Annotated in this window: 26 protein-coding genes and 1 riboswitch; of the genes, 8 read left to right on the top strand and 18 right to left on the bottom strand. The window is 71.2% G+C overall.

The window, feature by feature from the left end; translation table 11 throughout:
- Positions 1-14: 14 nt before the first annotated feature.
- The 3 genes from BDK92_RS09745 to BDK92_RS09735 form a co-directional block, all read right to left on the bottom strand.
- Entirely contained in the window at positions 15-815 is an 801-nt protein-coding gene (locus BDK92_RS09745; protein ID WP_121156422.1) for an energy-coupling factor transporter transmembrane component T family protein, read from the bottom strand.
- Positions 812-2,272 carry an ABC transporter ATP-binding protein gene (locus BDK92_RS09740; protein ID WP_121156421.1) on the bottom strand — a complete coding sequence of 487 codons (1,461 nt, stop codon included), beginning with the start codon at positions 2,270-2,272 and terminating at the stop codon, positions 812-814. Before BDK92_RS09740 ends, BDK92_RS09745 begins: the two co-directional genes overlap by 4 nt.
- 146 nt (positions 2,273-2,418) lie before the next feature.
- A complete protein-coding gene (locus BDK92_RS09735; protein ID WP_121156420.1) occupies positions 2,419-3,009 on the bottom strand; it encodes an ECF transporter S component in 591 nt (196 codons plus the stop codon).
- A gap of 78 nt (positions 3,010-3,087) precedes the next feature.
- Positions 3,088-3,194, bottom strand: a riboswitch (TPP riboswitch).
- A 272-nt stretch (positions 3,195-3,466) separates the two neighbouring features.
- Between BDK92_RS09735 and BDK92_RS09730 the strand changes: the two genes are divergently transcribed.
- From BDK92_RS09730 to BDK92_RS09715, 4 genes are all read left to right on the top strand, one after another.
- Positions 3,467-4,423, top strand: a complete 957-nt coding sequence (locus BDK92_RS09730; RefSeq protein ID WP_246017501.1) for a permease — start codon at positions 3,467-3,469, stop codon at positions 4,421-4,423.
- A gap of 25 nt (positions 4,424-4,448) precedes the next feature.
- Positions 4,449-5,213 carry a TIGR03943 family putative permease subunit gene (locus BDK92_RS09725; protein WP_121156419.1) on the top strand — a complete coding sequence of 255 codons (765 nt, stop codon included), beginning with the start codon at positions 4,449-4,451 and terminating at the stop codon, positions 5,211-5,213.
- A gap of 62 nt (positions 5,214-5,275) precedes the next feature.
- A complete protein-coding gene (locus BDK92_RS09720; RefSeq protein WP_121156418.1) occupies positions 5,276-6,025 on the top strand; it encodes a sugar isomerase domain-containing protein in 750 nt (249 codons plus the stop codon).
- Between the two features lie 172 nt (positions 6,026-6,197).
- A complete protein-coding gene (locus BDK92_RS09715; RefSeq protein WP_121156417.1) occupies positions 6,198-6,698 on the top strand; it encodes a VOC family protein in 501 nt (166 codons plus the stop codon).
- An 82-nt stretch (positions 6,699-6,780) separates the two neighbouring features.
- On the opposite strand, the gene BDK92_RS09710 is transcribed toward BDK92_RS09715, so the two are convergent.
- The 6 genes from BDK92_RS09710 to BDK92_RS09685 all read right to left on the bottom strand — a co-directional run bounded on the left by BDK92_RS09710 (position 6,781) and on the right by BDK92_RS09685 (position 14,009).
- On the bottom strand, positions 6,781-7,587 hold the full coding sequence (locus tag BDK92_RS09710) for an alpha/beta fold hydrolase (protein ID WP_211349166.1): 807 nt from the start codon (positions 7,585-7,587) through the stop codon (positions 6,781-6,783).
- A complete protein-coding gene (locus tag BDK92_RS09705) occupies positions 7,584-8,309 on the bottom strand; it encodes an alpha/beta fold hydrolase (RefSeq protein WP_121156416.1) in 726 nt (241 codons plus the stop codon). Before BDK92_RS09705 ends, BDK92_RS09710 begins: the two co-directional genes overlap by 4 nt.
- A 218-nt stretch (positions 8,310-8,527) precedes the next feature.
- On the bottom strand, positions 8,528-11,263 hold the full coding sequence (locus BDK92_RS09700; RefSeq protein WP_121156415.1) for a helix-turn-helix transcriptional regulator: 2,736 nt from the start codon (positions 11,261-11,263) through the stop codon (positions 8,528-8,530).
- 23 nt (positions 11,264-11,286) lie between these two features.
- Positions 11,287-12,435, bottom strand: coding sequence for a protein kinase family protein (locus BDK92_RS09695; RefSeq protein WP_121156414.1), 1,149 nt, complete (start codon positions 12,433-12,435; stop codon positions 11,287-11,289).
- Positions 12,436-12,543: 108 nt separating this feature from the next.
- Positions 12,544-13,257, bottom strand: coding sequence for a phosphatase PAP2 family protein (locus BDK92_RS09690; RefSeq protein ID WP_246016930.1), 714 nt, complete (start codon positions 13,255-13,257; stop codon positions 12,544-12,546).
- Positions 13,258-13,286: 29 nt separating this feature from the next.
- On the bottom strand, positions 13,287-14,009 hold the full coding sequence (locus BDK92_RS09685; RefSeq protein ID WP_246016929.1) for a phosphatase PAP2 family protein: 723 nt from the start codon (positions 14,007-14,009) through the stop codon (positions 13,287-13,289).
- A 219-nt stretch (positions 14,010-14,228) separates the two neighbouring features.
- Here BDK92_RS09685 and BDK92_RS09680 point away from each other — a divergent pair, with 219 nt between their 5' ends.
- The 4 genes from BDK92_RS09680 to BDK92_RS09660 all read left to right on the top strand — a co-directional run bounded on the left by BDK92_RS09680 (position 14,229) and on the right by BDK92_RS09660 (position 18,509).
- The gene (locus BDK92_RS09680; protein WP_121156412.1) at positions 14,229-14,642 is read left to right on the top strand and encodes a VOC family protein; all 414 of its coding nucleotides are present in this window, start codon (positions 14,229-14,231) and stop codon (positions 14,640-14,642) included.
- A 227-nt stretch (positions 14,643-14,869) separates the two neighbouring features.
- The gene (locus BDK92_RS09670; RefSeq protein WP_121156411.1) at positions 14,870-15,388 is read left to right on the top strand and encodes a DUF6328 family protein; all 519 of its coding nucleotides are present in this window, start codon (positions 14,870-14,872) and stop codon (positions 15,386-15,388) included.
- Positions 15,389-16,021: 633 nt separating this feature from the next.
- Entirely contained in the window at positions 16,022-16,330 is a 309-nt protein-coding gene (locus BDK92_RS09665) for a MerR family transcriptional regulator (RefSeq protein ID WP_121156410.1), read from the top strand.
- Between the two features lie 160 nt (positions 16,331-16,490).
- Positions 16,491-18,509, top strand: coding sequence for an acyl-CoA dehydrogenase family protein (locus BDK92_RS09660; RefSeq protein WP_121156409.1), 2,019 nt, complete (start codon positions 16,491-16,493; stop codon positions 18,507-18,509).
- Positions 18,510-18,513: 4 nt separating this feature from the next.
- Here the strand turns inward: BDK92_RS09660 and BDK92_RS38910 are convergent, their stop codons facing one another.
- The 9 genes from BDK92_RS38910 to BDK92_RS09620 all read right to left on the bottom strand — a co-directional run bounded on the left by BDK92_RS38910 (position 18,514) and on the right by BDK92_RS09620 (position 24,944).
- Complete coding sequence (locus tag BDK92_RS38910) at positions 18,514-18,675, bottom strand: hypothetical protein (RefSeq protein WP_170208534.1); 162 nt, start codon at positions 18,673-18,675, stop codon at positions 18,514-18,516.
- Positions 18,676-18,686: 11 nt separating this feature from the next.
- Positions 18,687-19,292 carry a hypothetical protein gene (locus tag BDK92_RS09655; protein WP_121156408.1) on the bottom strand — a complete coding sequence of 202 codons (606 nt, stop codon included), beginning with the start codon at positions 19,290-19,292 and terminating at the stop codon, positions 18,687-18,689.
- Positions 19,293-19,333: 41 nt separating this feature from the next.
- On the bottom strand, positions 19,334-20,335 hold the full coding sequence (locus BDK92_RS09650; protein WP_121156407.1) for an aldo/keto reductase: 1,002 nt from the start codon (positions 20,333-20,335) through the stop codon (positions 19,334-19,336).
- Positions 20,322-21,317 (bottom strand): DUF389 domain-containing protein, encoded by a 996-nt coding sequence (locus tag BDK92_RS09645; protein ID WP_121156406.1) that lies wholly within the window; start codon positions 21,315-21,317, stop codon positions 20,322-20,324. The genes BDK92_RS09650 and BDK92_RS09645 overlap by 14 nt, the downstream gene beginning before the upstream one ends.
- 81 nt (positions 21,318-21,398) lie before the next feature.
- The gene (locus BDK92_RS09640) at positions 21,399-21,809 is read right to left on the bottom strand and encodes a Fur family transcriptional regulator (protein ID WP_121156405.1); all 411 of its coding nucleotides are present in this window, start codon (positions 21,807-21,809) and stop codon (positions 21,399-21,401) included.
- A 16-nt stretch (positions 21,810-21,825) separates the two neighbouring features.
- Positions 21,826-22,143, bottom strand: coding sequence for an ArsR/SmtB family transcription factor (locus BDK92_RS09635; RefSeq protein ID WP_425462219.1), 318 nt, complete (start codon positions 22,141-22,143; stop codon positions 21,826-21,828).
- A 16-nt stretch (positions 22,144-22,159) separates the two neighbouring features.
- On the bottom strand, positions 22,160-23,071 hold the full coding sequence (locus BDK92_RS09630) for a metal ABC transporter permease (protein ID WP_121156403.1): 912 nt from the start codon (positions 23,069-23,071) through the stop codon (positions 22,160-22,162).
- Positions 23,068-23,817 carry a metal ABC transporter ATP-binding protein gene (locus tag BDK92_RS09625; protein WP_246017500.1) on the bottom strand — a complete coding sequence of 250 codons (750 nt, stop codon included), beginning with the start codon at positions 23,815-23,817 and terminating at the stop codon, positions 23,068-23,070. The genes BDK92_RS09630 and BDK92_RS09625 overlap by 4 nt, the downstream gene beginning before the upstream one ends.
- A 182-nt stretch (positions 23,818-23,999) precedes the next feature.
- Positions 24,000-24,944 (bottom strand): metal ABC transporter substrate-binding protein, encoded by a 945-nt coding sequence (locus BDK92_RS09620; RefSeq protein WP_121156402.1) that lies wholly within the window; start codon positions 24,942-24,944, stop codon positions 24,000-24,002.
- Positions 24,945-24,949 lie beyond the last annotated feature (5 nt).

The following is a 24,949-nucleotide window of genomic DNA, read 5'->3' as shown; positions in this document are numbered from 1 at the left end:
TCCGGTGGCTGGGCTCAGCCGAGCAGAGGTTGGAACGTACCGAGCAGGACACTCATCCCCAACGCCACCCCGGCGAGTACGGCGGCGCCCGCGACGAGCGCGGCGTCGGCGGCGGTGAACCGCTGACGACGGGCGACGGTACGCGGCGTACCGGTGTCGAAACCCCGGGCGTCCATCGCGGTGGCGAGCCGGGTGCCGCGCCGGATCGCCCCGACGAGCAGGGCGAACGCGGTGGCGGCGAAGAGCCGCAGCCGGGCCACCGGGTTCCGCCCGGCGTCGACGCCCCGGGCCCGCCGGGCCATGCCGAGCAGTTGCCACTCGGCGGCGAGCAGCGGCAGCATCCGGAACGCGGCGAGTGCGCCGAGCGCGAACCGGGGCGACGCCCTGGCGTTCTGGATCAGCGCGTCGGCGAGGTCGGTCGGGTCGGTGGTGGCGAAGACCAGCAGACCGGGCAGGGCCACCGCGAGCAGGCGCAGGGACAACCCCAGCGCGGTGTGGAGCACCCCGGTGGTGACGGTGAGCGGACCGGCGTCGAGCAGCACCGTACCGCCCCGGTCGGCGGCGAAGAGGACCATGGTGACCAGCACCCCGAGGGCGCTGAGCAGCAACGGCCAGATCCGCCGGGCCAGGGTGGTGTAGCCGATCCCGAACAGCGGCAGGACGGCGAGTTCGATCGCGATCGCGACCGCCGGTGCGACCGGGTCGATCGTGGTGACCAGGGCGAACGAGAAGATCAGCGCGGCGGCGAGTTTGGCCACCGGGTTGCGGCGGGCCAGCGGCGCGGTCGGCGTACCGACGGGTCCGGTGATGATCACCGTGGGCGCTCCCCGGGTCCGGCGGCGACCAGGCTGCTCTCCCGGGCGGCGGTGAGGGTCACGGTCCGGTCGGCGAGCGCGTCGACGAAGTCGGTGTCGTGAGTGACGGTGACGACGCCGTGCCCCTCGTCGCGCAGGTCGGCGAGGAGGTCGACCAGTTCGACCCAGGTGCGCCGGTCCTGGCCGAAGGTCGGTTCGTCGAGTACGAGCAGCCGGGGCGCGGTGGCCAGGGCGGTCGCCACGCTCAACCGCCGGGCCTCACCACCGGAGAGGGTGTACGGGTTCGCGCCGGCGAGCAGGTCCAACCGGAGCCGGGTCAGCAACTCCTCCACTGTGGCCCGTACGGCGGTCTCCGGCTGGCCGGTCCGGCGCGGGCCGAGCGCCAGTTCGTCGTAGACCGTACGGCTGAGGAACTGGTGTTCCGGGTCCTGGAAGACCGAGCCGATCCGGCGGGTGAGCGCGCTGGCCCGCCAGCGGTGCGCGGGGGTGCCGGCGTCCGGGCCGGCCAGGGCGGCGCTCGCGGTCAGCCGGCCGGTGCCCGGCTTGAGCAGCCCGCCGAGGTGCAGCGCCATGGTGGTCTTGCCGGCCCCGTTCGGCCCGAGTACGGCGACCGCCTCACCCGCCCGTACGGTCAGATCGGTCGGGGCCAGCCGGGGTGGCAGGCCGAGCCGGTCGGCGGTGAGCAGCACGTCGCCGGCGGCGGTGGTCGATCCCCGGGCGGACACCGACCGGCCCGGCACCCAGACTCCGGCCTCGGCGAGCGAGTCGCCGTGGGCGGCGAAGACCTCGGCGGGACTGCCGTCGGCCCGGACACCGCCGCCCGGTTCCAGCACCACCACCCGGTCGACCAGCGGTAACGCCTCGGCGACCCGGTGTTCGACCAGGATCAGGGTGGTGTCCGGGTCGACCGCCGCGCCGATGGCGTCCCGGATCAGCGCCGCCCCGGCCGGGTCGAGGTTGGCGGTCGGTTCGTCGAGCAGGAGCAGACCGGGGCGGAGCGCGAGTACGCCGGCCAGCGCCAGGCGCTGCTGCTCGCCACCGGAGAGGGCGGCGGTGGAGCGGTCCCGGCCGTAGGGGAAACCGACCCGGTGCAGGGCCTGCTCCACCCGGGGCCAGATCTCGCCGGCCGGCACCCCCCGGTTCTCCAGCCCGAACGCGACGTCGTCGCCGGCCCGTGCCATGACGAGCTGGCTCTCCGGGTCCTGGAAGAGGATGCCGACCCGGTCCCGGGCGGTACGCGGATCGGCCCCGTCGACCTCGATCAGTCCCTGCTGTTCACCGGAGTCCTCGGCGAGCAACCCGGCGAGTGCGGCGAGCAGAGTGCTCTTGCCCGCCCCGGAGGGGCCGAGCAGCAGCACCCGTTCCCCGGCCTCGATCCGCAGGTCCAGCCCGCGTACGGCCCAGCGTTTCCGCCCGGCGTGCCGCCAGCCGAACCCGCGCAACTCCACCCTGCCCATCCCCCTCATTCCCTTCACCCGCTCTCCCTGTCCGCGTCCCGCGCGACCTTTTGCGTTGATCATGAAGTTGACGCCGGAATATGAAGGTCAGGATTGCGCCAACTTCATGATCAACGGCGCGTCCCGGGTGGGGGTGGGGGTGGGGGTTAGATGGCGGCGCGTTCGCGGCCGGCGGGGAAGCGGTCCAGCACCCCGGTCTGGGCCAGCGCCCGGGTCAGGGCCCAGCCACCGAGGCCGGCGACGAGAGTGGCGCTGACGATCGTGACCAGCCCGTACGGGATCCGGTAGGACCAGAGTTCGTAGGCGCCGTTCCACACGAAGAAGTCGAACAACGCGGCGCTGAGCCCGGTCAACGCACCCGCGAACAGGGCGACGGGCAACCGGTACGAGCGGTAGAGCAGCACCGCGAAGGCGAGTTCCGCGCCGAGCCCCTGGACCAGTCCCTGCGGGATGACCGTTCCGCTCCACTGGGTGCCGAGCAGCGCGGAGACGATCGCGGCCACCGCTTCGGTGTAGAGCGCCGCCCCAGGCTTACGGATGATCAGGCCGCCGAGGACCGCCGGCATCAGCCAGATGCCGTAGAGGATCGCCTGCCCGGGTGGGAAGAAGGCGAACGCCGCCTCGGTCGCGCTCCAGACGTAGTTCCAGGCCCAGAAGACGACGCCGAACGCGACCGCGATGACCGACGCGATGACCACGTCGACCGTACGCCAGCGGTTGTTGGTGGAGCCCTTCATGGTGGTGCCTCCCAGTCCTCGAAACGAACCAGGAGAAGTCGCACGCCTCGGCCCGGCGTGCCGCCGGACTCCGGCGCGGCCGGAGCATGACCGAACTCCCTGCGCTGGCATTACCCAGATCAGGTTCGAGGGTCTGCGGATGTCATCCCGCACTCTCAGCGCTGTGCGCTCCCCTGTCGGATGTGAAGTTGTTTCGGCGACGCTAGCACCGACCGGTGGCGCGGCACAGCGCCCTGTCGATTGAGTGTGGTGGTGGACACCGGGGGTCGGGTTAAGGTGAGCTGCCCCGCAACCAGGCCGAGCGAGGAGAGCAGAGAACGCCGTGACCGCCTCCGACCGAGCGACCGAGCGTCGTGCCGGGCCGGGCGACGGGATCGACTGGACGATCCAGCCCGCCGCCGGCACCACTGACAGCCACCCCGCCGATCCGGACGGCGACGACCCGGGGCGACGTCGTCTGTTCGGCGACCGGATCGGCTCGGTCGAGGTGCTCGCCGCGCTCCTCGTCCTGCTGGTCGTCTTCCGGGGACCGGTCGCCGAGGCGATCTCCAGCCCTCGGTTGCAGACCTGGACCACGGTCTTCATCTCGGTGATGGTGCAGGCGGTCCCGTTCCTCGTCTTCGGGGTCGTCCTCAGTGCGGTGATCGCGGTCTTCGTACCCCGCTCCTTCTGGGCGAAGGCGTTGCCGAAACATCCGGCGCTGGCCGTGCCGGTGGCGAGCTGCGCCGGCGTCATCCTGCCCGGCTGCGAGTGCGGGGCGGTGCCGATCGCCGGATCGCTGATCCGCCGGGGTGTCACCCCCGCTGCCGCGCTGGCGTTCCTGCTCGCCGCCCCGGCGATCAACCCCATCGTGCTCACCGCCACCGCGGTCGCCTTTCCGGCCAACCCGGAGATGGTGGTCGGCCGGGGCGTAGCCAGCCTGATCGTGGCGATGGTGATGGGTTGGCTCTGGCTGCGGCTCGGCCGGGCCGACTGGATCCGGTTGCCACACCGCCCCGACCTCGACGGACTGTCGAAGAGCCGGGCGTTCTGGTCGGCCGTACGGCACGACGTGGTGCACGCCGGTGGCTTCCTGGTCCTCGGTGCGATGGCCGCGGCCTGCATCAACGTGCTGGTGCCGGAGCGGTGGTTGCAGACCCTCGCCGACAACCCGATCCTGTCGGTGCTGGCGTTGGCGGTGCTCGCCGTACTGCTGTCGATCTGTTCGGAGGCGGACGCGTTCGTGGCCGCGTCGCTCTCCCAGTTCTCGCTCACCGCCCGGTTGGCGTTCCTGGTCGTCGGGCCGATGGTCGACCTCAAGCTGATCTCGATGCAGGCCGGTGTGTTCGGGCGCCGGTTCGCGTTCCGGTTCGCCCCGGCGACGTTCGCGCTCGCCATCCTGGTGGCGGTCGGAGTGGGAGCGGTGATTTTCTGATGAACCGACAGGCGGTGGTGCGGTCATGAACCGACAGGCTCAGGCGGTCGTGTTGCTGCTGCTCGGCGGGGCGGTGCTCAAGGCCAGCTTCACCGAGATGTACCTGCGTTACGTCAAGGAGGGGCTGCGGCCGTTCCTGATCGCGTCCGCGATCCTGCTGATCGTCGCCGCGGTGATGACCCTGCTGCACGACCTGCGCCCGGCCACACGCGCCAACCGGGGCGAGCCCGACGGCGACCACCACGAGTCGCACGGTGACGACCACGGGCACGACCACGGCGGCAAGGGCCACCACGAGCCCCGGGTCGGCTGGCTGCTCATCCTGCCGGTGCTCGGCCTGCTGCTGGTCGCACCGCCGGCCCTCGGCTCGTACGCGGCGGACCAGGCCGGCACCGCGCTCGGCAGCCAACCGCTCTCGGACTACCCGCCACTGCCCGACGGTGACCCGGTGAAACTTCCGGTACTCGACTACGCCTCCCGGGCCATCTTCGACAAGGGTGCCTCCCTCGGCGACCGGCGGGTCCAGCTCACCGGTTTTGTCGCCACCGGGGCCAACGGCGAACCGATCCTGGCGCGGATGATCCTCTCCTGCTGCGCCGCCGACGGCCGCCCGATCAAACTGGGCCTCGCCGGTGAGGCGCCGACCGGGCTCGCCCCGGACACCTGGGTCGAGGTCGTCGGCCGCTACTCCGACAAGCTCGGCAGGGACCCGGTGAACGACGCGGAGATCCCGTACCTCGACGTGGAGTCGTGGCGCCAGGTCGAGGCGCCGAAGCAGCCGTACGAGTGAGCCGTGGGTAGGCTCCGCCAGAGGTGACCGGCCGGGTCGAACTCGAACGAGGAGGGCGGGGCATGACCCTGAGCGCGGAGAACTACCTGGCCGTGGTGACGGAGACGATGGCACGGGTGGCGGCGGAACAGAGCGACGGCGTACGCCGGGCGGCCGACCTGATCGCCGCCGCGCTCACCGACGACGGGGTGATCCACGCCTTCGGCACCGGGCACTCGGAGGCGCTCGCGATGGAGATCGCCGGGCGGGCCGGTGGGCTGGTGCCGACGAACCGGATCTCCCTGCGGGACGTGGTGCTGCACGGTGGCGCCCCGGCGAGCGTCCTCGGTCCGATGCTGGAACGCGACCCGGCGGTGGCGCACCGCCTCTACGAACTCGTCCCGGTCAACCCGTCGGACGTCTTCGTGCTCGCCTCCAACTCCGGCGTGAACGGGGCGATGGTCGAGTTCGCGACCCTGGTCAAGGAGCACGGTCACCCGCTGATCGCGATCACCTCGCGGGAGCACTCGGGTCAGGTTCCGTCGCGTCACCCGTCCGGGCGCAAGCTCGCCGACCTGGCCGACGTGGTGCTCGACAACGGCGCCCCGTACGGCGACGCCACCCTGCCGTTACCCGGAGGGGGAGCCGTCGGCGCGGTCTCCTCGATCACGGCGGCGCTGCTCGCCCAGCAGATCGTGGTCGAGGTGGTTCGTCGGCTGGTCGACGCCGGCCAGACCCCGCCGGTGTACCTGTCGGCGAACATCCCCACCGGTGACGACCACAACCACGCCCTCGAAGCCCGCTACGCCGGCCGCATCCGCCGCGGCAGCTGAAGGAAGGGCCCCTTGTTATCGGATTCCGATGTAAAGGGGCCCCTCCTAACAGTCGCGGTGGGTTAGCTTCGCCGCCAGTGGGCACTGCGATGGGGTCGGCCCCGCCACCGGACGAGGTGGCGTGGCCGCGACCCGGTGGACGGAAGCCGGGGCCTGTCGAAGGGAAATCACGATGTCAACCACCGCGGATGCGAAGTTCGGCCTTGATACCGCCGCGCACGTCGGAATCGCCGTTTCCGACCTCGATCGCTCGGTCGCGTTCTACCGGGCGCTGACCGGGACCCAACCGGCGGTCAACGACGAGAACATGCACGGGGCAGGGTTCGCGCACTCGCAGGGACTGTCCCGCTCGAAACTGCGGTACGCCACCTTCCACCTGCGCAATCTCGGCATCGACCTGATCCAGTTCGAGGACCCGGTAGGTGAGCGGAGTCAGCCCGCCGCCAACCGCCCCGGATCCATGCACCTCTGTTTCCAGGTCGACGACCTCCGGTCGGTCTACCAGCGGATGCGTGACGCCGGGTACGAGTTCCTCGGCGAGCCGTACACCTTCGCCGCCGACGAGGTGACGCCGCCGGACGCGGTCGGCACCGAGGTCGCGTACTTCAACGACCCGGACGGGACCAACCTGGAGCTGATCGCTCCGAAGGGCGGCTTCGCCGGCCCGCAGTGACGGCTGGTTCGTGACCTTCATCGCGGACGGATCCGGCGGCCCCGTTTCATCCGGAGAGCCGCCGGACCCGTGCGTCGGTGGTTCAGCGGCGGGTTGAGTCCGCCGCCTTCTCCAGCAGGTCGGCGACGGTCCCCGGGTGGGCGACCGGAACGTTGTGCGCGCTGCGTACCTCGACCGTGGTCGCGCCGGCCCGCTTCGCCATGAACCGCTCGGCGGCCGGTGGAATCGCCCGGTCCTCCGTCGCCACGAGGGCGTACGAGCGGATCGATGACGGAGCGGTCCTGACCGCCTTGTCGTCGAACGCGGCCGCGTTGATCGGCCGCTGGCTGGCCGCCGCCACAGCGGCCTCCCCGGCGGGCGTGCCGCCGGCGAACACCGCCCGGAAGCTCTGCGGCTTGACGTAGAGATCGGTCACGCCGTCCGGGGTGGTACGGGTGAACGTGGTGTCAGGGCCGAGCAGGCTGCCCGGGAACTGGGCGTTGAGCTGCCCGGCGCTCTCACCGGCGCGGGGAATGAACGCGGCGACGTACACCAGCGCCTTGACGTCCGGATCGGTCGCGCCGACCTCGTTGATCAGCATGCCGCCGTACGAGTGGCCGGCCAGGACCACCGGACCGTCGATGCTGTCGACCACACTGGCCAGGTACTCCGAGTCCGTCTTCAGACCACGCAGCGGCACGGCCGGTGCGACCACCGGATACCCGTCGCGCTGTAGCCGACTGATGACGTCGTGCCAGGCCGAGGCGTCCTCCAACGCACCGTGCACAAGCACCACCGTCGGCTTCGGCCGCTCGTGTCCCCGGTCCGCCGCGAGCGCCGCCCCGCCGCCCGCGACCGTCAGCAGTACGGTACCGGCGGCAGCCACCGCCCAGCGCGTGCGCCGCTTCACTTGCGCTCACCGCCCTCGACCGCGTTGATGATCACGCGGGCGACCTGGGCCGGCTGGGAGCCGGCGACCGCGTGCGAGGCGTCGACCTCGACCGTGATCGATTCGCTGCGGCGAGCCATGGCGCGCTGCGCCTCGGGGTGGATCGACTCGTCGCGCGCGGCCACCACGTACCAGGTGGGCAGGTCGGCCCAGCTGGCCTTGCCGGCGGGCTCGCCGAAGGCCCGGGCCAGGATCGGTCGCTGGCTCACCGCGAGTACGTCGGTCACCCCGGTGGGCAGGTCGGCCGCGAAGACCTGGTGGAACTTGTCCGGGGCGATGAACAGCTCCACCTCGTCGCCGCCGTCCGCGTTGGTGAAGTGGCTCTCGACCAGCGACGTACCCAGCTCGTTGGCCGGGAACTGTCCGAGGTACCCGAGGGCGGTCTCGTTCTCCGCGAGCGCGAACGCGGTCACGAAGACCAGGCCGGTCACGTTCTCCGCCCGGCTGGCCGCCTCGCTGATGACGATGCCGCCGTAGGAGTGCCCGACCAGGACCACCGGACCGTCGATCGCCCGGACGAAGGCGGCCAGGTGTTCGCCGTCGACCCGCCCGCCGCGTAGTCCGTTCGCGAAGACGCGGACGTCGACGTCCGCGTTGCGCAACTTCGCCACCACCCCGGCCCAGCTCGACGTGTCCGCGAACGCGCCGTGTACCAGGACCGCGGTGGGCTTCTTTTCCTTCATGGCTGTGCACCCTTCTCGTACCGGTTTCGCCGGTACCCGCAATGCAACCGCCGTCACCTCGGGTACGGATCATGTGAACGTCGGGAATGCGGTGCCGGCCTCGTACGAGGGCGGGTGGCGTCGGTGTCAGAACCTGACGCGAACGTAGGAGATCGGCGTCGTAACCGTGGCCCGGCTCACACGATCCGGTGCCGCCGAGGGCGAACGGGACCCGCCGCTCAGCCGCCCGCCTCCTCGGTCGTACGCAGCACCACCTTGGCCAACTGGACCCTCGAGTTGACGCCGAGCTTGCCGAACGCGGCGCGAAGGTGGGAGTTGATCGTGCTCGGCGAGAGGAAGAGCTCGGCGGCGGCGGACTTGTTCGTGTGGCCGTTCGCCACCAGTCGTGCCACCCGGCGCTCGGTGGCGGTGAGCGCAGCCCAGCCGGTTTCGGGTCGGCGTCGGGTCGCCGGCCGACGTGGCCGCCGTACCCCGGCGGCCTGCAGAACCCGTCGGACCTCGGCGACCGGCGCGCTCGCGCCGCAGCTCTCGAACATCTGCTCAGCCCGCTCCAGGGCGGTGACGCCGCCGGTCAGGTCACCGGTGGCCAGCGCGACCCGACCGTACTCGGCCTCGGCCCGTGCCAGTAGCAGCGGACGTGGCGCCTGCCGCAGCAGCGCGACCGCCGACGCCAGATCGCCGCTGCCGAGCCCGTGCGCCAGCGCCGCCGCACCCGCCACACTGGCCACCCCGGGGTTGCGGGCGGCGAGATCGGCCAGCGCGACGCTCGCGGCCCGTAGGGTGGCCGCGTCCCCGTCCCGGACCGCCGCGCAGGCCGCCTGCACGAGCAGATCCTCCCGCCACGGCGGCAGTAGCGCCGCCTTGATCTCTCCGAGCAGGGTCGCGGCGGCGCCGCGCTTCCCGTCCGTGACGGCGAGCAGCGCCCGCAGCAGCGGCATCGGACCAGCATTCCGTTCGGCGTTGGTCAGCTGGACCTGTGCCTCGATCGGGTCACCGCGGAGCAGTGCGACGCCGCCCAGGATGTACCGGACCTGGACCTCGGCGGAGTGGTCGTGCAATTCGTCCATCAGCCGCAGCGCGCTTCGGGCGGTCGCGACGGCGTCGTCCAGCCGGCCCGCGCCGAAGTCCAGGTACGCCCTGGCCCAGGCCAGTCCCGGCGCCTGCCACGAGTCGGTGAGCCGGTTGACCGTCGCGCCGTCGGCCAACTGGTCGCGGGCGCCGTCGATGTCGTCCGACTGCGCCTGCAGGATCACCTCACGCAGCCCGATGTGGCCGGCGTTCGGGTTGCCGGTCGCGCCGGCTGCCGCCCGTGTGGCGGTCTGCGCCTCGCCGTAGCGGTTCCGCGCCACGTGGTACTCCCCGACCAGTTCGGCCCGGAAACCGGCGGTGAACGCCACCACCGCGAGCGCCGCCGGATCGCCCACCTGCTCGGCCAGGGCAGGTGCGTGGGCCGCCGGACTGCCGGCGAGCGCCGCGTACGCGGCCAGCCGTGCCCGCAACCGCGGCGACGCCTGGTCGTCGCGCTCCTCGGGCAGCCAGTACGTCAGTTCGGTGCCTGGGTAGACGGCCGCCCAGAGCCGGGCCGTGAGCGTCAGTCGGATCCGGGCCGCCTCGTCCGGGGACACCCCGGTACGGAGCAGGTCGGCGGCGAACGCCGTGGCCTCGTCGTAGCGACGGGCGTGGACCAGGACGGACACCACCTCCCGCCCGATCGTGGTCCGTTCGGGGTCGTCCTCGTTCGACAGCGCGAACGCCTGCCGGATCAGCGTCACCGAGGTCACCGCCATGGTGTCCAGCAGTTCGTGCGCGGCTCGACGCAGCACGCTGATCGTGGTCGGGTCGCCCGGCTCGGCGATCGCCATGAAATGCGGCGCCGCCTCGGCCGGGGTACGTCCGGATGCGAGCAGATGCTGGGCGACCGACCGGTGGGTGGCCCTGCGGGCGGACGGCGGGACCTCCTCGTAGACGGCCCGGCGTAGCAGTTCGTGACGGAACCTCACGACGGTGCCGTCGTCGTCGAGCAGGCCCGCCCGGATCGCCTCGGCCAGCGGCGCGGTCAGCGCCGAGGCCGGCTCGCCGAGCAGCCAGGCGGCGTCGTCGAGGGGGAAGCGCGCACCGAGCACCGCGCCGGATCGGACCAGGGCGGCGCACCGCTCGGAGGTGAGTGCGAGCCGTTGCCGGACTCCGTCGCGCAGTCCGGCCGGCAACTGGCTGGCCCCGGTGTCGGCGCCGACCGACGCGAGCATGCCCTCCACCAACTGGACGGCGAGGAAGGGGTTGCCGCCGACGTCGTTCAATGCTCCGACCAGCGCCGGGTCGGCCGGGTACCCGAGTCGGTCGGCCGCGATCGCGCTCATGGCGTCGGCGGCCAGCGGTCCCAGCTCGATCCGGCGCACCGGCAGGTCGGCCGTGGCCGAGGTGATCAGTTCGAGTGGGCCGGCGGCGACGTTCCGGCTGGCGAGCAGCCAGACAATCGGTACGGACGCCAGCCGGGACGGGACGATGCGTAGCACGAACCCGCTGAGCGGGTCGGCCCAGTGCAGGTCGTCCAGCACAATCAGTAGCGGGCTGGATGTGGATCGCTGTTCCAGGAGTGCGGCGACGTGCTCGGCGAGCCAGAGCGGCTGCTCGATCACTGAGGCGAGCCGCAGGAAGTCCGCCGAACCGATCAGCGGCACGGTGCCGGTGCGCAGGGCCGGGCCGAGCGACGCCAGTGGCGCGATGTCGTCGCCGGCGTGCGCGGCGGCGGCGCCCACCGTGTAGCCGAGTCGGGCGGCCTGCTCGATCGCGGCGGCGACCAACGCGCTCTTGCCGATGCCCGGTTCGCCCTGGATTACCACCATGGCCGCGTGGCCGTCCCGAGCCTGGCGCAACGTCCGGAGTACGACGTCCAGCTCGGTGGCTCGGCCCCGCAACGGCCGGGGCACCGCCTCCGACGCCGTCACCGTGCCCATCTCCTCGATCTCACCGCGCCACCCTATGTCGCCCGGCCAGGGAGCCCGCCTGGCCAGGCCGACCCGAACCCGGTCTCGGCGCGTACGCGTTCGACCTCTTCGTACGGGTACGGCGCGGTCCGGCTCTCGCCGTGCAGGGTCCAGTAGAAGTCGTTCAGGACGGCGGCGATCGGGGCGTACCGCTTGACGATCGCCGTTGCCGTTGGTGGCAGTTGTGTGGGCTGCTCGCCCTTGGCGTACCGGCGGACCAGCTCGTTGCGCTCCGCCGCGCCGAACGGTGCCGGGGTGGCGGCACCGACGATCCGGGACACCAGCCAGTTGACCAGTGCGGTGACCGCGTAGCAGGCGTCGTGGCTGGAGTTGGCCCGGAGGAAGTCGTGCTCGGCGGGGGAGAGGTCGAACCGGGGCGAGGTGGCCAGGCCGAGGTCGGCGAAGTAGAGCCGCCGCCCGTCGGTGAGGATGTTGCGCAGGTGCGCGTCGAAGTGCAGCAGCCCGTTGGTGTTCATGAAGGCGACGTCCTCGGTCAGGCTCCGTTCGACCAGTTGGCACGCGGAGTCGATCGCGTCGGCGCCGTCGCCGACCTGCCGGGTCAGCCACTCGTCCAGGGTCAGTGGGATGTGTTCCAGGAACAGGACGACGGTGGTGGAGGAGCGGGCGACCGCCCTGAGTCGTTCCCGTACGGCCGGCGAACCGTCCCAGTACGCGACCGCACCCTCCACGTCGGTGTGCTCCTCCGGGGTCGGTACCGCGCCGGGCAGTACCCGCCAGTGGTACATCAGCGGGAAGCTGCCGTTGCGCCCGCTGAGCACCCAGTTGGTGGTCATGACGTTCGCGGCCAGTTCCCGCCACGCCCCGAAGCCGGGGCCGCCGATGCCGTACTGGCAGGAGGTCGGGAGTTGGAACAGGTTGGCGGTCGACCGTACGTTCTCCGGCCGCCGTTCCAGGTCGGTGAGGGGGACCCGCTTGACGAAGACGCGTAACCCTTCGACCTCCATCGACACCGCCGCGCCTCCGATTCCGGCGCCGACCGGCTCCGCGTCGGAGACCAGGCGGCCGAGTTGCCGGTCGCTGAGCAGGGCGAGGGTGGTGGAGACGGTGGCGTGGCTGGCGAGCCGAGCGGCGTGGGACGCATCGGCGCGGTCCGGGGGCGACTGCACGACGGGGTACCTCATGACGGTCGAAGGAAGCCGTCAGCATATGAACCCGGGGCGTTCGCCGGTGTCCGGCCCGTGGCGGCCGGTCGGCCCGCCGGTCGGCCCGCCGGTCAACGCCGGTTCGTCTCAGACGCGGGCGGTGGTGGGTTGGTGGGCAGGCGCGGTGGCATCGCGGCGAAGTATCCGGTCGAGCAGGCCACGGGCCATGATGAGTAGGCAACTGGCGGAGTTGACCAATGATCCGATCACGTCGCTGGGGTGGTGCATGCCCCGGTACATCCGGGTCAGCGCCACCCCGACCGGGACCACGACCAGCAGCGACCACCAGGCGACCTTTGTCGCCGTACGCCGGGCGTGCAGGGCCAGCAGGACGGCCAGCCCGCCGTAGAGGGCGATCGCGGCCGAGGTGTGCCCGGAGGGGAAGCTGGAGGTCGGCGGTGAGGTGTCCATGTGCTCGACCGCCGGGCGTTCCCGGTCGATCACCATGGTGGTGAAGAGGAAGATCAGTGCCTGGGCGCTGACCGCTGCGATGAGGAACGCGGGTTCCCGCCACCGTCGGGTCGTCAGCGCCAGGATCGTCGCCGCGATGACGGTGACCGCGATGATCGCCGGTGTGCTCGCGATCGTGCTGAAGACCAGTGAGATGGCGTTCAGGGTGCCGGAGCGCTCCGATTCCAACTCCCGGTTGACGGTGTCCTCCACGGTGAGCGGCCAGGTGTCGTACAGCACCTTCGTGACCAGCAGGCCGAGGCCGACCATCACCCCGTAGAGCACGAGCAGCGGTAGCAGGAGGCGGGTGGTGGCGTGGCGGAGCCCGGTGGAGATCATGGTGGGGGACATGGCGTTCTGCTACCCGGCGGCGTTCCCGGCTATGCGGCCGGGTGCTCTGGCTCTCGTTGGCCTTCCTCTTCGACCACGCCGTCGCTCATCGGGGAGGTGGGGCGGCGGCCGACCCGGTCACGCCAGGTGGCGAATGCGGCCGTTGTCGCGGCGACCACGGCGGCGCCGAGGATCCAGCCGCCGATGACGTCGCTCATCCAGTGCACGCCGAGCGCGATCCGGCTCAGCCCGGTCACCACCGTGAGCACGATGGCGCCGGCCCACAGCGCCCACCGGGCCGCGCGCCGCCGCCGGCCGCTGGCGGGCTGGTCGAGAAAGGGCAGGAGTGCGAGCAGGAGTACGCCGGCGGCCAGCGCGGCGGTGAGCGCGTGTCCGGACGGGAACGAGTAGCCGGGGGCGTGCGAGACGGGGTCGAGCAGGTCGGGCCGGTCCCGCCCGAAGATCAGTTTGAGCGTGCCGCCCAGCACACCGCCGGTGACCATGGTCGTGGCGGCCCAGAGCGCCACCCGGCGGGCGCCACGCCACCACAACCACGCGGCCATGGCCAGGACCGCCACCCGCAGTGGTCCGGGGCCGAAGACGTCGGTCCAGGTCTGCATCGCCGACGCCCAACCGGGATGTGCCACCGCCACCGAATGGAGTGACTCGGCCAGGTTCTCGTCGAGGCTGCGCAGCGGCCACCAGGCGGAGATGACCAGCAGCGCCAGCACCGAGAAGGGGACGAGTACGAGCAGCGCCGCGACGGACGCCATGGTCAGCCGCAGGCCCAGCGAACGGTCGGGGTCGAGTCGCCTCTCCCACCATCCGAACGTCTCCGACTGTTCATTTTGTATTGGTTGTGGCGCACGCATGCGTCACCGTTACCCAGCAACTCCGATGACGATGTCTGTCGTCGCGCGCCGTGCCGGCCGGTGCCGCCGTTCGGGGTTAGCCTGCGAACGTCCGCCAGGTCACGACGTAAGGAGAGTGCAGTGGTCTCTCGTCTGAATCCGTACATCAACTTCAATGGCAACGCGCGGCAGGCCATGGAGTTCTATCGGGCCGTCTTCGGCGGCGAGCTGCGGCTGATCACCTTCGGTGAGTCCGGTGCGGTGGGCGGCGGTGACGCCGAGGGGATCATGCACGGGATGCTGGAGACGCCGAGCGGGTTCACCCTCATGGGTTCCGACACCCCGCCGGGGATGGCGTACAACCCGGGGGACAACATCACGGTCAGCCTGAGTGGGGAGGACGGCGACGAGCTGCGCGGCTACTGGGAGAAGCTGATCGAGGGCGGCGCGGTGTCGGTCGCGCTGGAGAAGCAGATGTGGGGCGACGAGTTCGGTGCGTGTGTGGACCGGTTCGGTACCCCGTGGATGGTGAACATTTCCCAGCCCGGGGCCTGACCTTCGGCCACGGCACCGGGGTCAGCGGTCCCTGACGGCGGTGACGAATGCCTGCCATGCCCGGGGATCGAAGGTCAGAGCCGCTCCTGACCATGTTGACGGTTTGCTTGCGGGGCAGCGCGAAGCGGTCGTCCAGATAGGCCCTCACCCGAGGCAAGTTCACGTTTGGCTATGGCGCGAGCCGGGCAAAGCTGCCGGACCAAACGTGAACGAGAGGCGGGCCGAGGGTGTCCAAGGAGACCGAGAAGCAGCGCTGGCAGCGCAACTTCGCCGACCTGCTACAGGAGTTGCGGGTGGCACAGACCGGGGTGCAGATCCTCTTCGCGTTTCTGCTCACCCTTCCGTTCAGCAACGGCTTCCCGGACACCAGCCAGTTCCAGAAGGACGTGTACGTGGTGGCGCTGCTCGCCGCCGCCGCCGCGACCGCGCTGATCATTTCGCCGGTCGCCTTCCACCGGGCACTGTTCCGTCAGGGACGCAAACCGGAACTGGTGCTCTTCGCGCACAGCATGGCCACCGGTGGGCTCGGCTTCATGCTGATCGCGATGGTCAGCTCGGTGCTGCTGATCACCGACTTCGTCCTGCCCCGTCCGATCGCGTTTGTGCTCAGCGGTGTCACCGCGGCCTGGTTCCTGACCTTCTGGGCCGGGCTGCCGTACCTGCGCCGCAAGTGGGGCGAAGACGACGACGAGGACGACGTGGATGTGGTCGAGGACGAGTTGCCGCGGGTGATCCCGGGAAGCTGAGCGGTCCGGGTGGCGTCGGAGCGTCGTCGGGCGGTGGCGCAGAGTTGAGTCAGATTCACCAAAAAAACTATCGCGGTTGGGGTAGATATTCGCTGTCGGATCGGGTAACGTTCCTGTTGTCGAGAGAGCACGATCAACAAAGACGCGGACGGACTGCCCGGGACGTGAGGACACGACCGGCAGAGGAGTTGGGGCCAGGCACCTTCTGGGGCTCCGGCTCGCCTGGGTGTCGTCGGACAGTGCATGGGGCCATGTGGTTGCTAGGGGCTCCGGCAGAGCGACCGACGCCCGGCAGCAAGGTAAGGCAGTAGAGCAAGGCAAGGCAGTAGAGCAAGGCAAGGCAGTAGAGCAAGGCAAGTAGAAGTAACAGCAAGTAGAGGAATCAGAGGAAAGGGGAGGGAAGAGACACCGTTGGATCGCCCGTCGGCTGCGCTCCCGCGCGCCGGACGGACACCGTAGTCCCATCAGAAAGAGGTGGTCTCCGGTCACGATTATGCGATCCGCGTACCGCCAGCCGCTTCAGACGGCCGGTGCGCATACAAGAGACCGGCGCAGAAGCCGGTAAATGGTGTTCAACCCAAGACCCTGGGCCCCGGTGCTTCGGCACCGGGGCCCTCGTGACGCGGAGGTGCAATGGGTCAAGACCCGAACACGACGTTCGACGACGAGAACTACCCCGCCTACACCATGGGCCGGGCCGCGGAGATGCTCGGAATCACCCCGGGATTCCTGCGCAGCCTGGACGAGGCGAAACTGATCGACCCGCAACGCTCAACCGGCGGACACCGTCGGTACTCCCGTTATCAGCTGCGGCTGGCGGCCCGGGCGCGGGAACTGGTCGACCAGGGCACGGCCCTCGAAGCGGCCTGCCGGATCATCATCCTGGAAGACCAACTCCAGGAAGCCCTGCGCATCAACGAGCAGTTGCGCGGTCGCGAGTAACCGTTCCCGGTACGCCGGGTGCGGCGTACCGGCCACTCGTGGTCCGGCGTTGCCGGAAATTTCGGGGAGTGCACGAACCTACCGCTGGGTAACACGGCGCAGTAGCGTTGTCCATGCAGGTCAGCGCAGGCTTTTGCCGTACCTCGTCTAGGGGGTTGCCGTGACCACGACGCAGAATGACCGGCCGGCGGCGGACGGCGCCGACGGACCCGGGCCGACCAGCACCGCCGACGGAATCGGGCCACTACCGAAGGAAGCCGGCCAGGTCTCCGAACGGGAGGCCCGCCAGGTCGCCGAGGCCGCCCGGGAAACCACCTGGGGCAAACCGAGCTTCGGCAAGGAACTCTTCCTCGGCCGGCTCAGACTCGACCTGATCGACCCCTGGCCACGTCCCGACCCGGAGCGCGCCGGCCCGGCCGAGCAGTGGCTGCGCCAACTCGACTCCTACGTCCGCACCGACGTCGACGGCGCCCGGATCGAACGCGACGCGGAAATCCCCGACGAGGTCTTCCACGGCCTCGCCCGGCTCGGCGCCTTCGGCATAAAGATCGACAAGAAGTACGGCGGCCTCGGCCTGAGCAACCTGCACTACTGCCGGGCGCTGATGCTCGCCGGCTCGGCCAGCCCGGCGATCGGCGCGCTGCTCTCCGCGCACCAGTCGATCGGAGTGCCACAGCCATTGAAGATGTTCGGCACCGACGAACAGAAGCAACGCTTCCTGCCCCGGCTCGCCGCCGGGGAGGTCTCCTCCTTCCTTCTCACCGAGCCCGACGTCGGCTCCGACCCGGCCCGCCTGGCGACCACCGCCGAACCGACCGAGGACGGCACCGGTTACCGGCTCAACGGCATCAAACTCTGGGCCACCAACGGCACCGTCGCCACCCTGCTCGTGGTGATGGCCCGGGTCCCGGCCGGCGACGGGCGGCGCGGCGGGATCACCGCGTTCGTGGTCGAGGGCGACTCGCCCGGCATCACCGTCGAGCGACGCAACGCCTTCCTCGGCCTACGCGGCCTGGAGAACAGCGTCACCCGCTTCCACGACGTGATCGTGCCGAAGGAGAACGTCATCGGTGGCGAGGGCAAGGGCCTGAAGATCGCCCTGACCACACTGAACACCGGCCGGCTCTCGCTGCCCGCGATGTGCGTCGGCGCCGCCAAATGGTCGCTGAACGTGGCCCGCGAATGGTCGGCGGAACGGGTCCAGTGGGGCCGTCCGGTCGGCGAGCACGAGGCGGTGGCGAAAAAGCTCTCCTTCATCGCCGCCACCACGTACGGCATGGAGACCATGCTCGACCTCTGCTGCATGCTCGCCGACGACGACACCTCCGACATCCGGATCGAAGCCGCCCTGGTCAAGCTCTACGCCAGCGAGATGGCATGGCAGGTCGCCGACGAACTGATCCAGATCCGGGGCGGTCGCGGCTACGAGACCGCCGACTCACTCGCCGCCCGGGGCGAACGACCGGCCGCCGTCGAACAACTCCTGCGCGACCTGCGGATCAACCGGATCTTCGAGGGCTCCACCGAGATCATGCATCTGCTGATCGCCCGCGAGGCGGTCGACGCTCACCTCTCCGTCGCCGGCGACATCATCGACCCCGACGCCGGAATCGGCCGCAAGGCCCGCGCCGCCGCCAACGCCAGCGCCTTCTACGCGAAGTGGCTGCCCACGCTCGCGGTCGGTCGCGGCCAGCAACCCGGCGCGTACGCCGAATTCGGCCCCCTGGCACAGCACCTGCGCTATGTCGAGCGGTCGTCGCGCAAACTCGCCCGCTCCACCTTCTACGCGATGTCTCGCTGGCAGGGAAAACTCGAACGCAAGCAGGCGTTCCTCGGCCGGATCGTGGACATCGGCGCGGAACTGTTCGCGATGGCCGCGGTCGCCGTACGGGCCCGCGCCGAGCGCGACAACCGTCCCGAGGGGGTCGAGCTGGCCGACCTGTTCTGCCGGCAGGCCCGGACCCGGGTCGAGACCCTCTTCCACCACCTGTGGGAGAACACCGACTCGGTCGACGTGGCGGCGGCCAAACGGATCCTCGCCGGCCGGTACGCGTTCGTCGAGGACGGTGTCATCACCCCGGCAGGGGAGCAGGCATGGGTGGCCGCCTGGGAGCCGGGGCCGGCCACCGTGCCGGACGTACGTCGCCGCATCCCGTCACCGGCCCGACCGGCGCAGTGACCGGTTACCAGACCACCAGGATGACCAGGATGAGCACGGCCAGGTTGAGCGGGATCAGGGCCAGGTACGCCGCGCGCGGAATGCCCCGGCCACGCTGGGCCGCCCAGAGCAGGGCGGCCGCGTAGCCGAGCAGGACAACGCTCAGCAGACCGAGCACGATACGCACAGTGGTCAACTCTATCGATTGACGCGGAGTCCGAGGCGCCGTAACTCCAGAGCGGCCAGCGCGTCGACGGTGGCCTCGTCACCGAGTCGCCACGCCTGCGCCACATCCGGACCGATCCGGGTGAGCTGACGCAGGGGCTGGTTCGACAACGCCCGGAGCGCGAGCAGGTCCCGCCCGGCCGGCGCGGTACGCAACGCCTTCGCCGCGCTGGCCCGGCGGATCCACCGAAGTCGCAGCGGCAACCAGCCGAGCAGCACCAGGGCCAGTGGGAAGACCAGTGCCAGCAGGGCCAGCGCCAGCGCCAGGTCACCAACCTGTTCCTGCTGGTTCTGACCCGCCTCGGCGAGTGACCGGGCTGCTTCGGCCGCCCGGTCGAACGGCCCGGTCAGCTCGTCACCGACCAGCGGCGTACGCCCGATCTTGTCGCTCGTCTCGGCGAAGTTCCGGGCCAGGTCGGTGCCGGCGCCCTCCAGCTTCCGCCCCGGTACGGCGAGCTTCTGGATGAGGTCGTACAGCCACATCGCGAACCGGATCGACAGGTACACCCAGGCGACGACGAGGAGGTCGGTGAGGAGTTGCCGGACGGCGGTCGGAAAACGGTCAGCGTAAATCTTCACGCCGAAGAGCGTGCCACGTCCGGACCGGACGCGAAAACCGCTCAACCGTCCGCGCCGGGTACAGGTGCATCCGGCGGCAGCAGGCGCTCGGCTTTCATCGCCCGCCACAGTCCCGCCGGGATCGGGTACGCCAGCAGGGCGGCGTTCTCCGCAACCTCGTGCGCCGCCCGAGCCCCGACCACCACCGTCGCCACCGCGGGGTGTCCGAACGGGAACTGGATCGCCGCCGCGAGCGGTGGCACACCGTACCGGGCGCAGATCTCCCGCAGCGCCCGGACCCGGTCCAGCAGCGCGGCTGGTACGTCGGTGTAGCCGTACGCCGCACCGGTCCGGGGCTCGGCCAGCAGACCGGACTGGAACACGCCAGCCGCCATCACCGCGACCCCACGTGCGGCGCAGAGCGGCAGCAGGTCGGCAAGCCCGGACTGGTCCAGGAGCGTGTAGCGCCCGGCGAGCAGCACACAGTCGGGTCCGGGCGCGGGCGCCTCACGAAGGAAGCGGGCCGCCACGTCCGCGTGGTTCACCCCGAGCGAGACGGCCCCGACCACGCCGGCCGCCCGCAGGTCGGCCAGGGCCCGGTACGCCTCGCGCAGAGCCGTCGGATAGTCCTGGTCCGGGTCGTGTACGTGCAGTACGTCGATCCGGTCGAGGCCGAGCCGTTCGAGACTCTGCTCCACCGAGCGGATGACGCCCGGATAGCTGTAGTCCAGCCGGGGCCCGACGCCCGGCGGAGGGTCGGCCCAGATCGCCTGGTGGTCCCGCCCACCAGGCTCGATCAACCGCCCCACCTTCGTGCAGAACACGTAGTCGTCACGGGGCCGGTCACGTAACGCCGACCCGGCCCGGGTCTCGGAGCGCCCGTAGCCGTAGACCGGGGCGGTGTCGTAGAGCCGTACGCCGAGGTCCCAGGCCCGGTCCACGGTGGCGACCGCCTGCGTCTGGTCGACCGGTGCGAACATCCCGCCGAGTGAGGCCAGGCCGAGGCCGAGGCGGCTCACCCGGAGGTTGGTGCGCCCGAGCGGTGCGAGGTCATCCGCGCGCACTGCCCACCTCCGCCCGTGTCCGTCCCGATCGAGCCGGTCGGGGTGGGCGGGGCTGGCGGCCGGCGGTGATCCGCGACCACCAGAGCCGTTGCACCAGCAGGGTCAGCACCCCGGCGAGCACGATCGCGGCCAGGTTGATCAACAGTTGCAGGGCCGAACCGACCGCCTCGTCGGGCACCCGGTACGCGAGCGCGACGGCGACGTTCGCCGCCGCCGGCACGGTCGTCACCGAGATCAGCACGCCGACCAGCGAGCCGGACTTGTTCGAGGTGACCGAGAGCATGCCGGCGACCCCGGCGAGGAAGCCCACCACCCAGGAGAGCGCGTCGGGCCGCCAGATGAAGTCGGTCAGCGGTCGGTCGGCGAGCAGCATCCCCCGGTCGATCAGACCGGCGGCGGTCAGCGCCCAGGTGCTGAGCACGGTCACCGCCATCGCGACGACGAAGCCGACCAGCAGGGCGGTCGCCGATCGCCGGATGATCGGGCGCCGCCACCGGACCAGTGCCACGCTGAGGGCCGCGAGCGGGCCGAACTCCGGACCGACGACCATCGCGCCGACGATCAGGATCGGCTGGTCCAGCAGGACGCCGATGCCGGCGATGATGGTGGCCAGGGTGATCAGCGCCAGGTAGGTGGCGGAGAGCCTGGTCTCCTCGCCGGTCTTGCGGGCGACCTCGTCCCAGACCACGGCGTCGGTGCCCAACCCGGGTGCGGCCCGACCGGCCCGCTCGGCGGCCGCGGAGAGCGTGACGTCCACTCCTTCGACGGCGATCCCGCCGGCCCGGTCCACCCCCATCTCCCGGAGCGCCACCAGGATCCCGTCGGCGCCCTCCCGGACGACGTCGCAGAGGACCACGTCCCCCGGTGGCACCCGGCCCGCGCCGGGCAGCACGATCACGTGCGTGACCGCGGGATCGGCGGAGAGCAGGTCGACCACCGCCTGGCTGCGGTCACTCGGGACGATCACCCTCAGGTGCAGCACGCACCCACCCCCTTCGTTCGCGATCATCCTCGCCGGGATGCAGCGCGAACACCAGCGGGCGGGGCTGCCGGCCGGGGTGGTTCAGGCGGCGCAGTCCGGGCAGGTGCCGAAGATTTCGAGGGTGTGGCTGACGTCGGCGTACCCGTGTCCGGCGGCGACCCCGTCGGCCCAGTGCTCCACGGCCGGACCCTCGATCTCGACCGTACGGCCACAGCCCCGGCAGACCAGGTGGTGGTGGTGCCCGTCGCTGCACCGCCGGTAGAGCTGCTCGCCGCCGGCCGGGCGCATCACGTCGATCTCACCGGCGTCGGCCAGTGCCTGCAGGGTCCGGTAGACGGTGGTCAGCCCGACCCGTTCACCCCGCTCACGCAGCATTCCGTGCAGGTCCTGGGCGCTGTGGAAGCCCGCCACCTCGGCGAGCAGGGCGGCGACCGCGCTGCGTTGCCGGGTGTTGCGGACGGCGGTGCCGGTTGCCGTACCCGCGTCCGTCATGTCCCCTCCTCCGCGGTCAGCTCGCGTTCAGCCGCGCCGGGGCCGCTTCGCCCGCGTGGCTGACGGCGTCCGCGACGATGTGCGCGATGTGCTCGTCGACCAGCGCGTACGCGATCTCCCGACCGCGACGCGAGCCGCGTACCACCCCGGCGCCGCGGAGCACCCGCAGGTGCTGGGAGACGAGCGGCTGCGCCGCGCCGAGCTTCTCCACCAGCTCGTGTACGCAGCGCTCACCGTCGGCGAGCTCGGTGACGATCGCGACCCGGATCGGAGCGGAGAGAGCCCGTAACAGTTCCCCGGCGCTCTCGTACACCTCGTATCCTCCAGTGGTCACCACGTAACGGTAACCACTATCGGCCCGGTCCGACCAACGGGGCCGTCTGCTCCAGCACCGATTCGGGCGCCCCGGCGGGCTCGACCGGTCGGCCCGCGCCGGCTGGCCCGGTCCGGCGGCGCAGGGACCGCCAGCCGGCGCCACCGAGGGCGACGAGCAGGAAACCGGCGATCGAGACCACCACGATCGTCGCGCCCGGGGCGGTATTGGCTGTTCCGGCCAGCCATACCCCGACCGCGGCGGCGACCAGGCCGAGCGTCATCGCCGCCGCCATCGTGCTCCGGAAGCCCCGGCTGAACTGCTGTGCGGTAGCGACCGGGATCACCATCAGGGCGCTGATCAACAACAGTCCGACGGTCCGCATGGCGATGGTCACGGTCACCGCCGTGGTCGCCGCGAGCAGCAGGTTGAGCGCACGCACCGGCAGTCCGGAGACCCGGGCGTACTCCTCGTCGTGGCTGATCGCGAAGAGGGCCGGGCGCAGGCCGAGCATGGCGGCCAGCACCACGACCGCGACCACCACGATCACCACCAGGTCCTGCGGCGACGTCGTGGTCAGGGCACCGAAGAGGTACGACATCAGGGTCGCGTTGCTGCTGTTGGAGGAGAGGCCGACCAGCATCACCCCACCGGCGATGCCGCCGTAGAAGAGCAGGGCCAATGCCAGGTCACCGGAGGTGCGGCCACGTTCCCGGACCAGTTCGATGGCGACCGCGCCGACCGCCGAGACGATCACGGCGGTGAGCACCGGGGAGGTGTTCAGCAGCAGGCCGATCCCGACCCCGGTGAGGGCGACGTGCCCGACGCCGTCGCCGATCAGCGACATCCGGCGCTGCACCAGGTAGATGCCGAGCGCGGGGGCGGCGAGCCCGATGACCAGCGCACCGACCAGTGCGCGGAGCATGAATTCGTACTGGAAGATCATCATTTGATGCACAACCCCGGGAGTTCCTCCGGACCGTGCGGGTGGACGTGGTCGTGGTCGGTGTCGGCGTGGTGTCCCGCCGGCTCCGGCACCGCGCCGTCGTGCACGATCTCGCCCTGCGCCACCACCACGGCCCGGCTGATCAGTGGCGCCAGTGGGCCGAGTTCGTGGGCGACGAGCAGGACCGTCCCGCCGTCGGCGACGAAGTTGCGCAGCGCCCCGGCGAACGCCTCCTGGCTGGCGGCGTCGACGCCGGCCGTCGGCTCGTCCAGGATCAGCAGCTCCGGCTGACCGGCCAGGGCGCGGGCGATCAGGGTCCGCTGCTGCTGGCCGCCGGAGAGGGTGGAGACCGGGTCGGCGGCTCGGTCGCTGAGCCCGACCGCGTGCAGGGCGTTCGCCACCGCCGTACGGTCGGCGGCGCCCGACGGGCGCAGGAAGCCGCGCCGGGCCAGCCGGCCGGCGGCGACCACCTCGGCCACCGTCGCCGGTACGCCGCTGCCGGCGCCGAGCCGCTGCGGTACGTAGCCGAGCCGGGCCCACTGCCGGAACCTGCGCAGCGGGGTGCCGAACAGCTCGACCGATCCGCCGCCGAGCGGAACCAACCCGAGTACGGCCCGGATCAGTGTCGACTTGCCCGAGCCGTTCGCGCCGAGTACGGCGACCACCTCACCGGTCCGGACCCGCAGCGAGACGGAGCGCAGCACCCGGCGGTCGCCGTAGCTCACCACCGCCCGGTCGACCCCGACCACCGTCCGGCGCGACTCGACCGGCACCGTGTCCGGGGTCGCGTCCACCGCCGTCCGGGGCAACTCGTCGACGGCCGTCCGGGGCGTGCCGTTCACCGTGGCCCGGGGCGTGCTGTTCCCCGTGGCCCGGGCCTGCTCGCCGACCGTCACCCGGCGTTCTTCTGCGTCCACCCGTAGATGTTCGCTCATGAGCAGCTCAAAGCGCTCTTCAGAGCGCTGAGGTTGGTACGCATCACGGAAGCGTAGTCACCGCCGCCGTCGGACAGCCCCTCGATCGGGTCGAGTACGGCGGTCGACGCGCCGATCTCCCGGGCGATCGTCTCGGCGACCTTCGGGCTGACCAGGGTCTCGAAGAAGATCGTGGTGGCGCCGTGCTCCTTCGCCTCGTCGGCGACCTCGGCGAGCCGCTTCGGCGAGGGCTCGTCTTCCGGGGTGATCCCGGAGATGCCGACCTGCTCCAGTTGGTAGCGCGCGGCCAGGTAGCCGAAGGCGGTGTGCGCGGTGACGAGTTCGCGGCGCTGGCAGTTGCGCAGGCCCTGGGCGTACTCCTGGTCCAGGGCGGTCAACTCGGTACGCAGCGCCTGGGCGCGGGCGGTGTAGTCGGCGGCCCGGCCCGGGTCGGCCTTGCCGAGACGTTCGGCGAGCTTGTCGCCGATGGTGGCGAGCCGGGTCGGGTCGAGCCAGACGTGCGGGTCCTTGGCGCCGGCCTTCTCCTCGGCCGCCGCCTCCTCGCCCTCGTGCTCGTGCCCGCCGGCCGTGGCGTCGTGCAGCGGTTCCACCGCGGCCACGTCGAAGCTCCGGTCGCCGCCGACCTGCTTGATCGCGTCGTCCACCGCCGGCTGGAAGCCGTCGAGGTAGACGATCACGTCGGCGTCGCTGATCTGGCCGACCTGGCCCGGGTTCAGCTCCAGGTCGTGCGGTTCGGCGCCCGGCTTGGCGAGGTTCGTCACCCGTACGGCGTCGCCGCCGACCCGCTCGGCGACGTACTGGAGCGGGTAGAAGGCCGCGACCACGTCGACCCGTCCGTCGGTGCTCCCGCTGGAGCCGGAGCCGCAGGCGGCGGCGGTGCCGAGGGCCAGCAGCGCGCTCGCGGCGAGGGCCAGGGTGCGGGGGACGGAACGGATCACCATGACAC

The sequence above is a fragment of the Micromonospora pisi genome, from assembly GCF_003633685.1.
In the GTDB taxonomy this organism is placed as follows: Bacteria; Actinomycetota; Actinomycetes; order Mycobacteriales; family Micromonosporaceae; genus Micromonospora_G; species Micromonospora_G pisi.
This window is presented reverse-complemented; position numbering and strand designations above follow the sequence as displayed.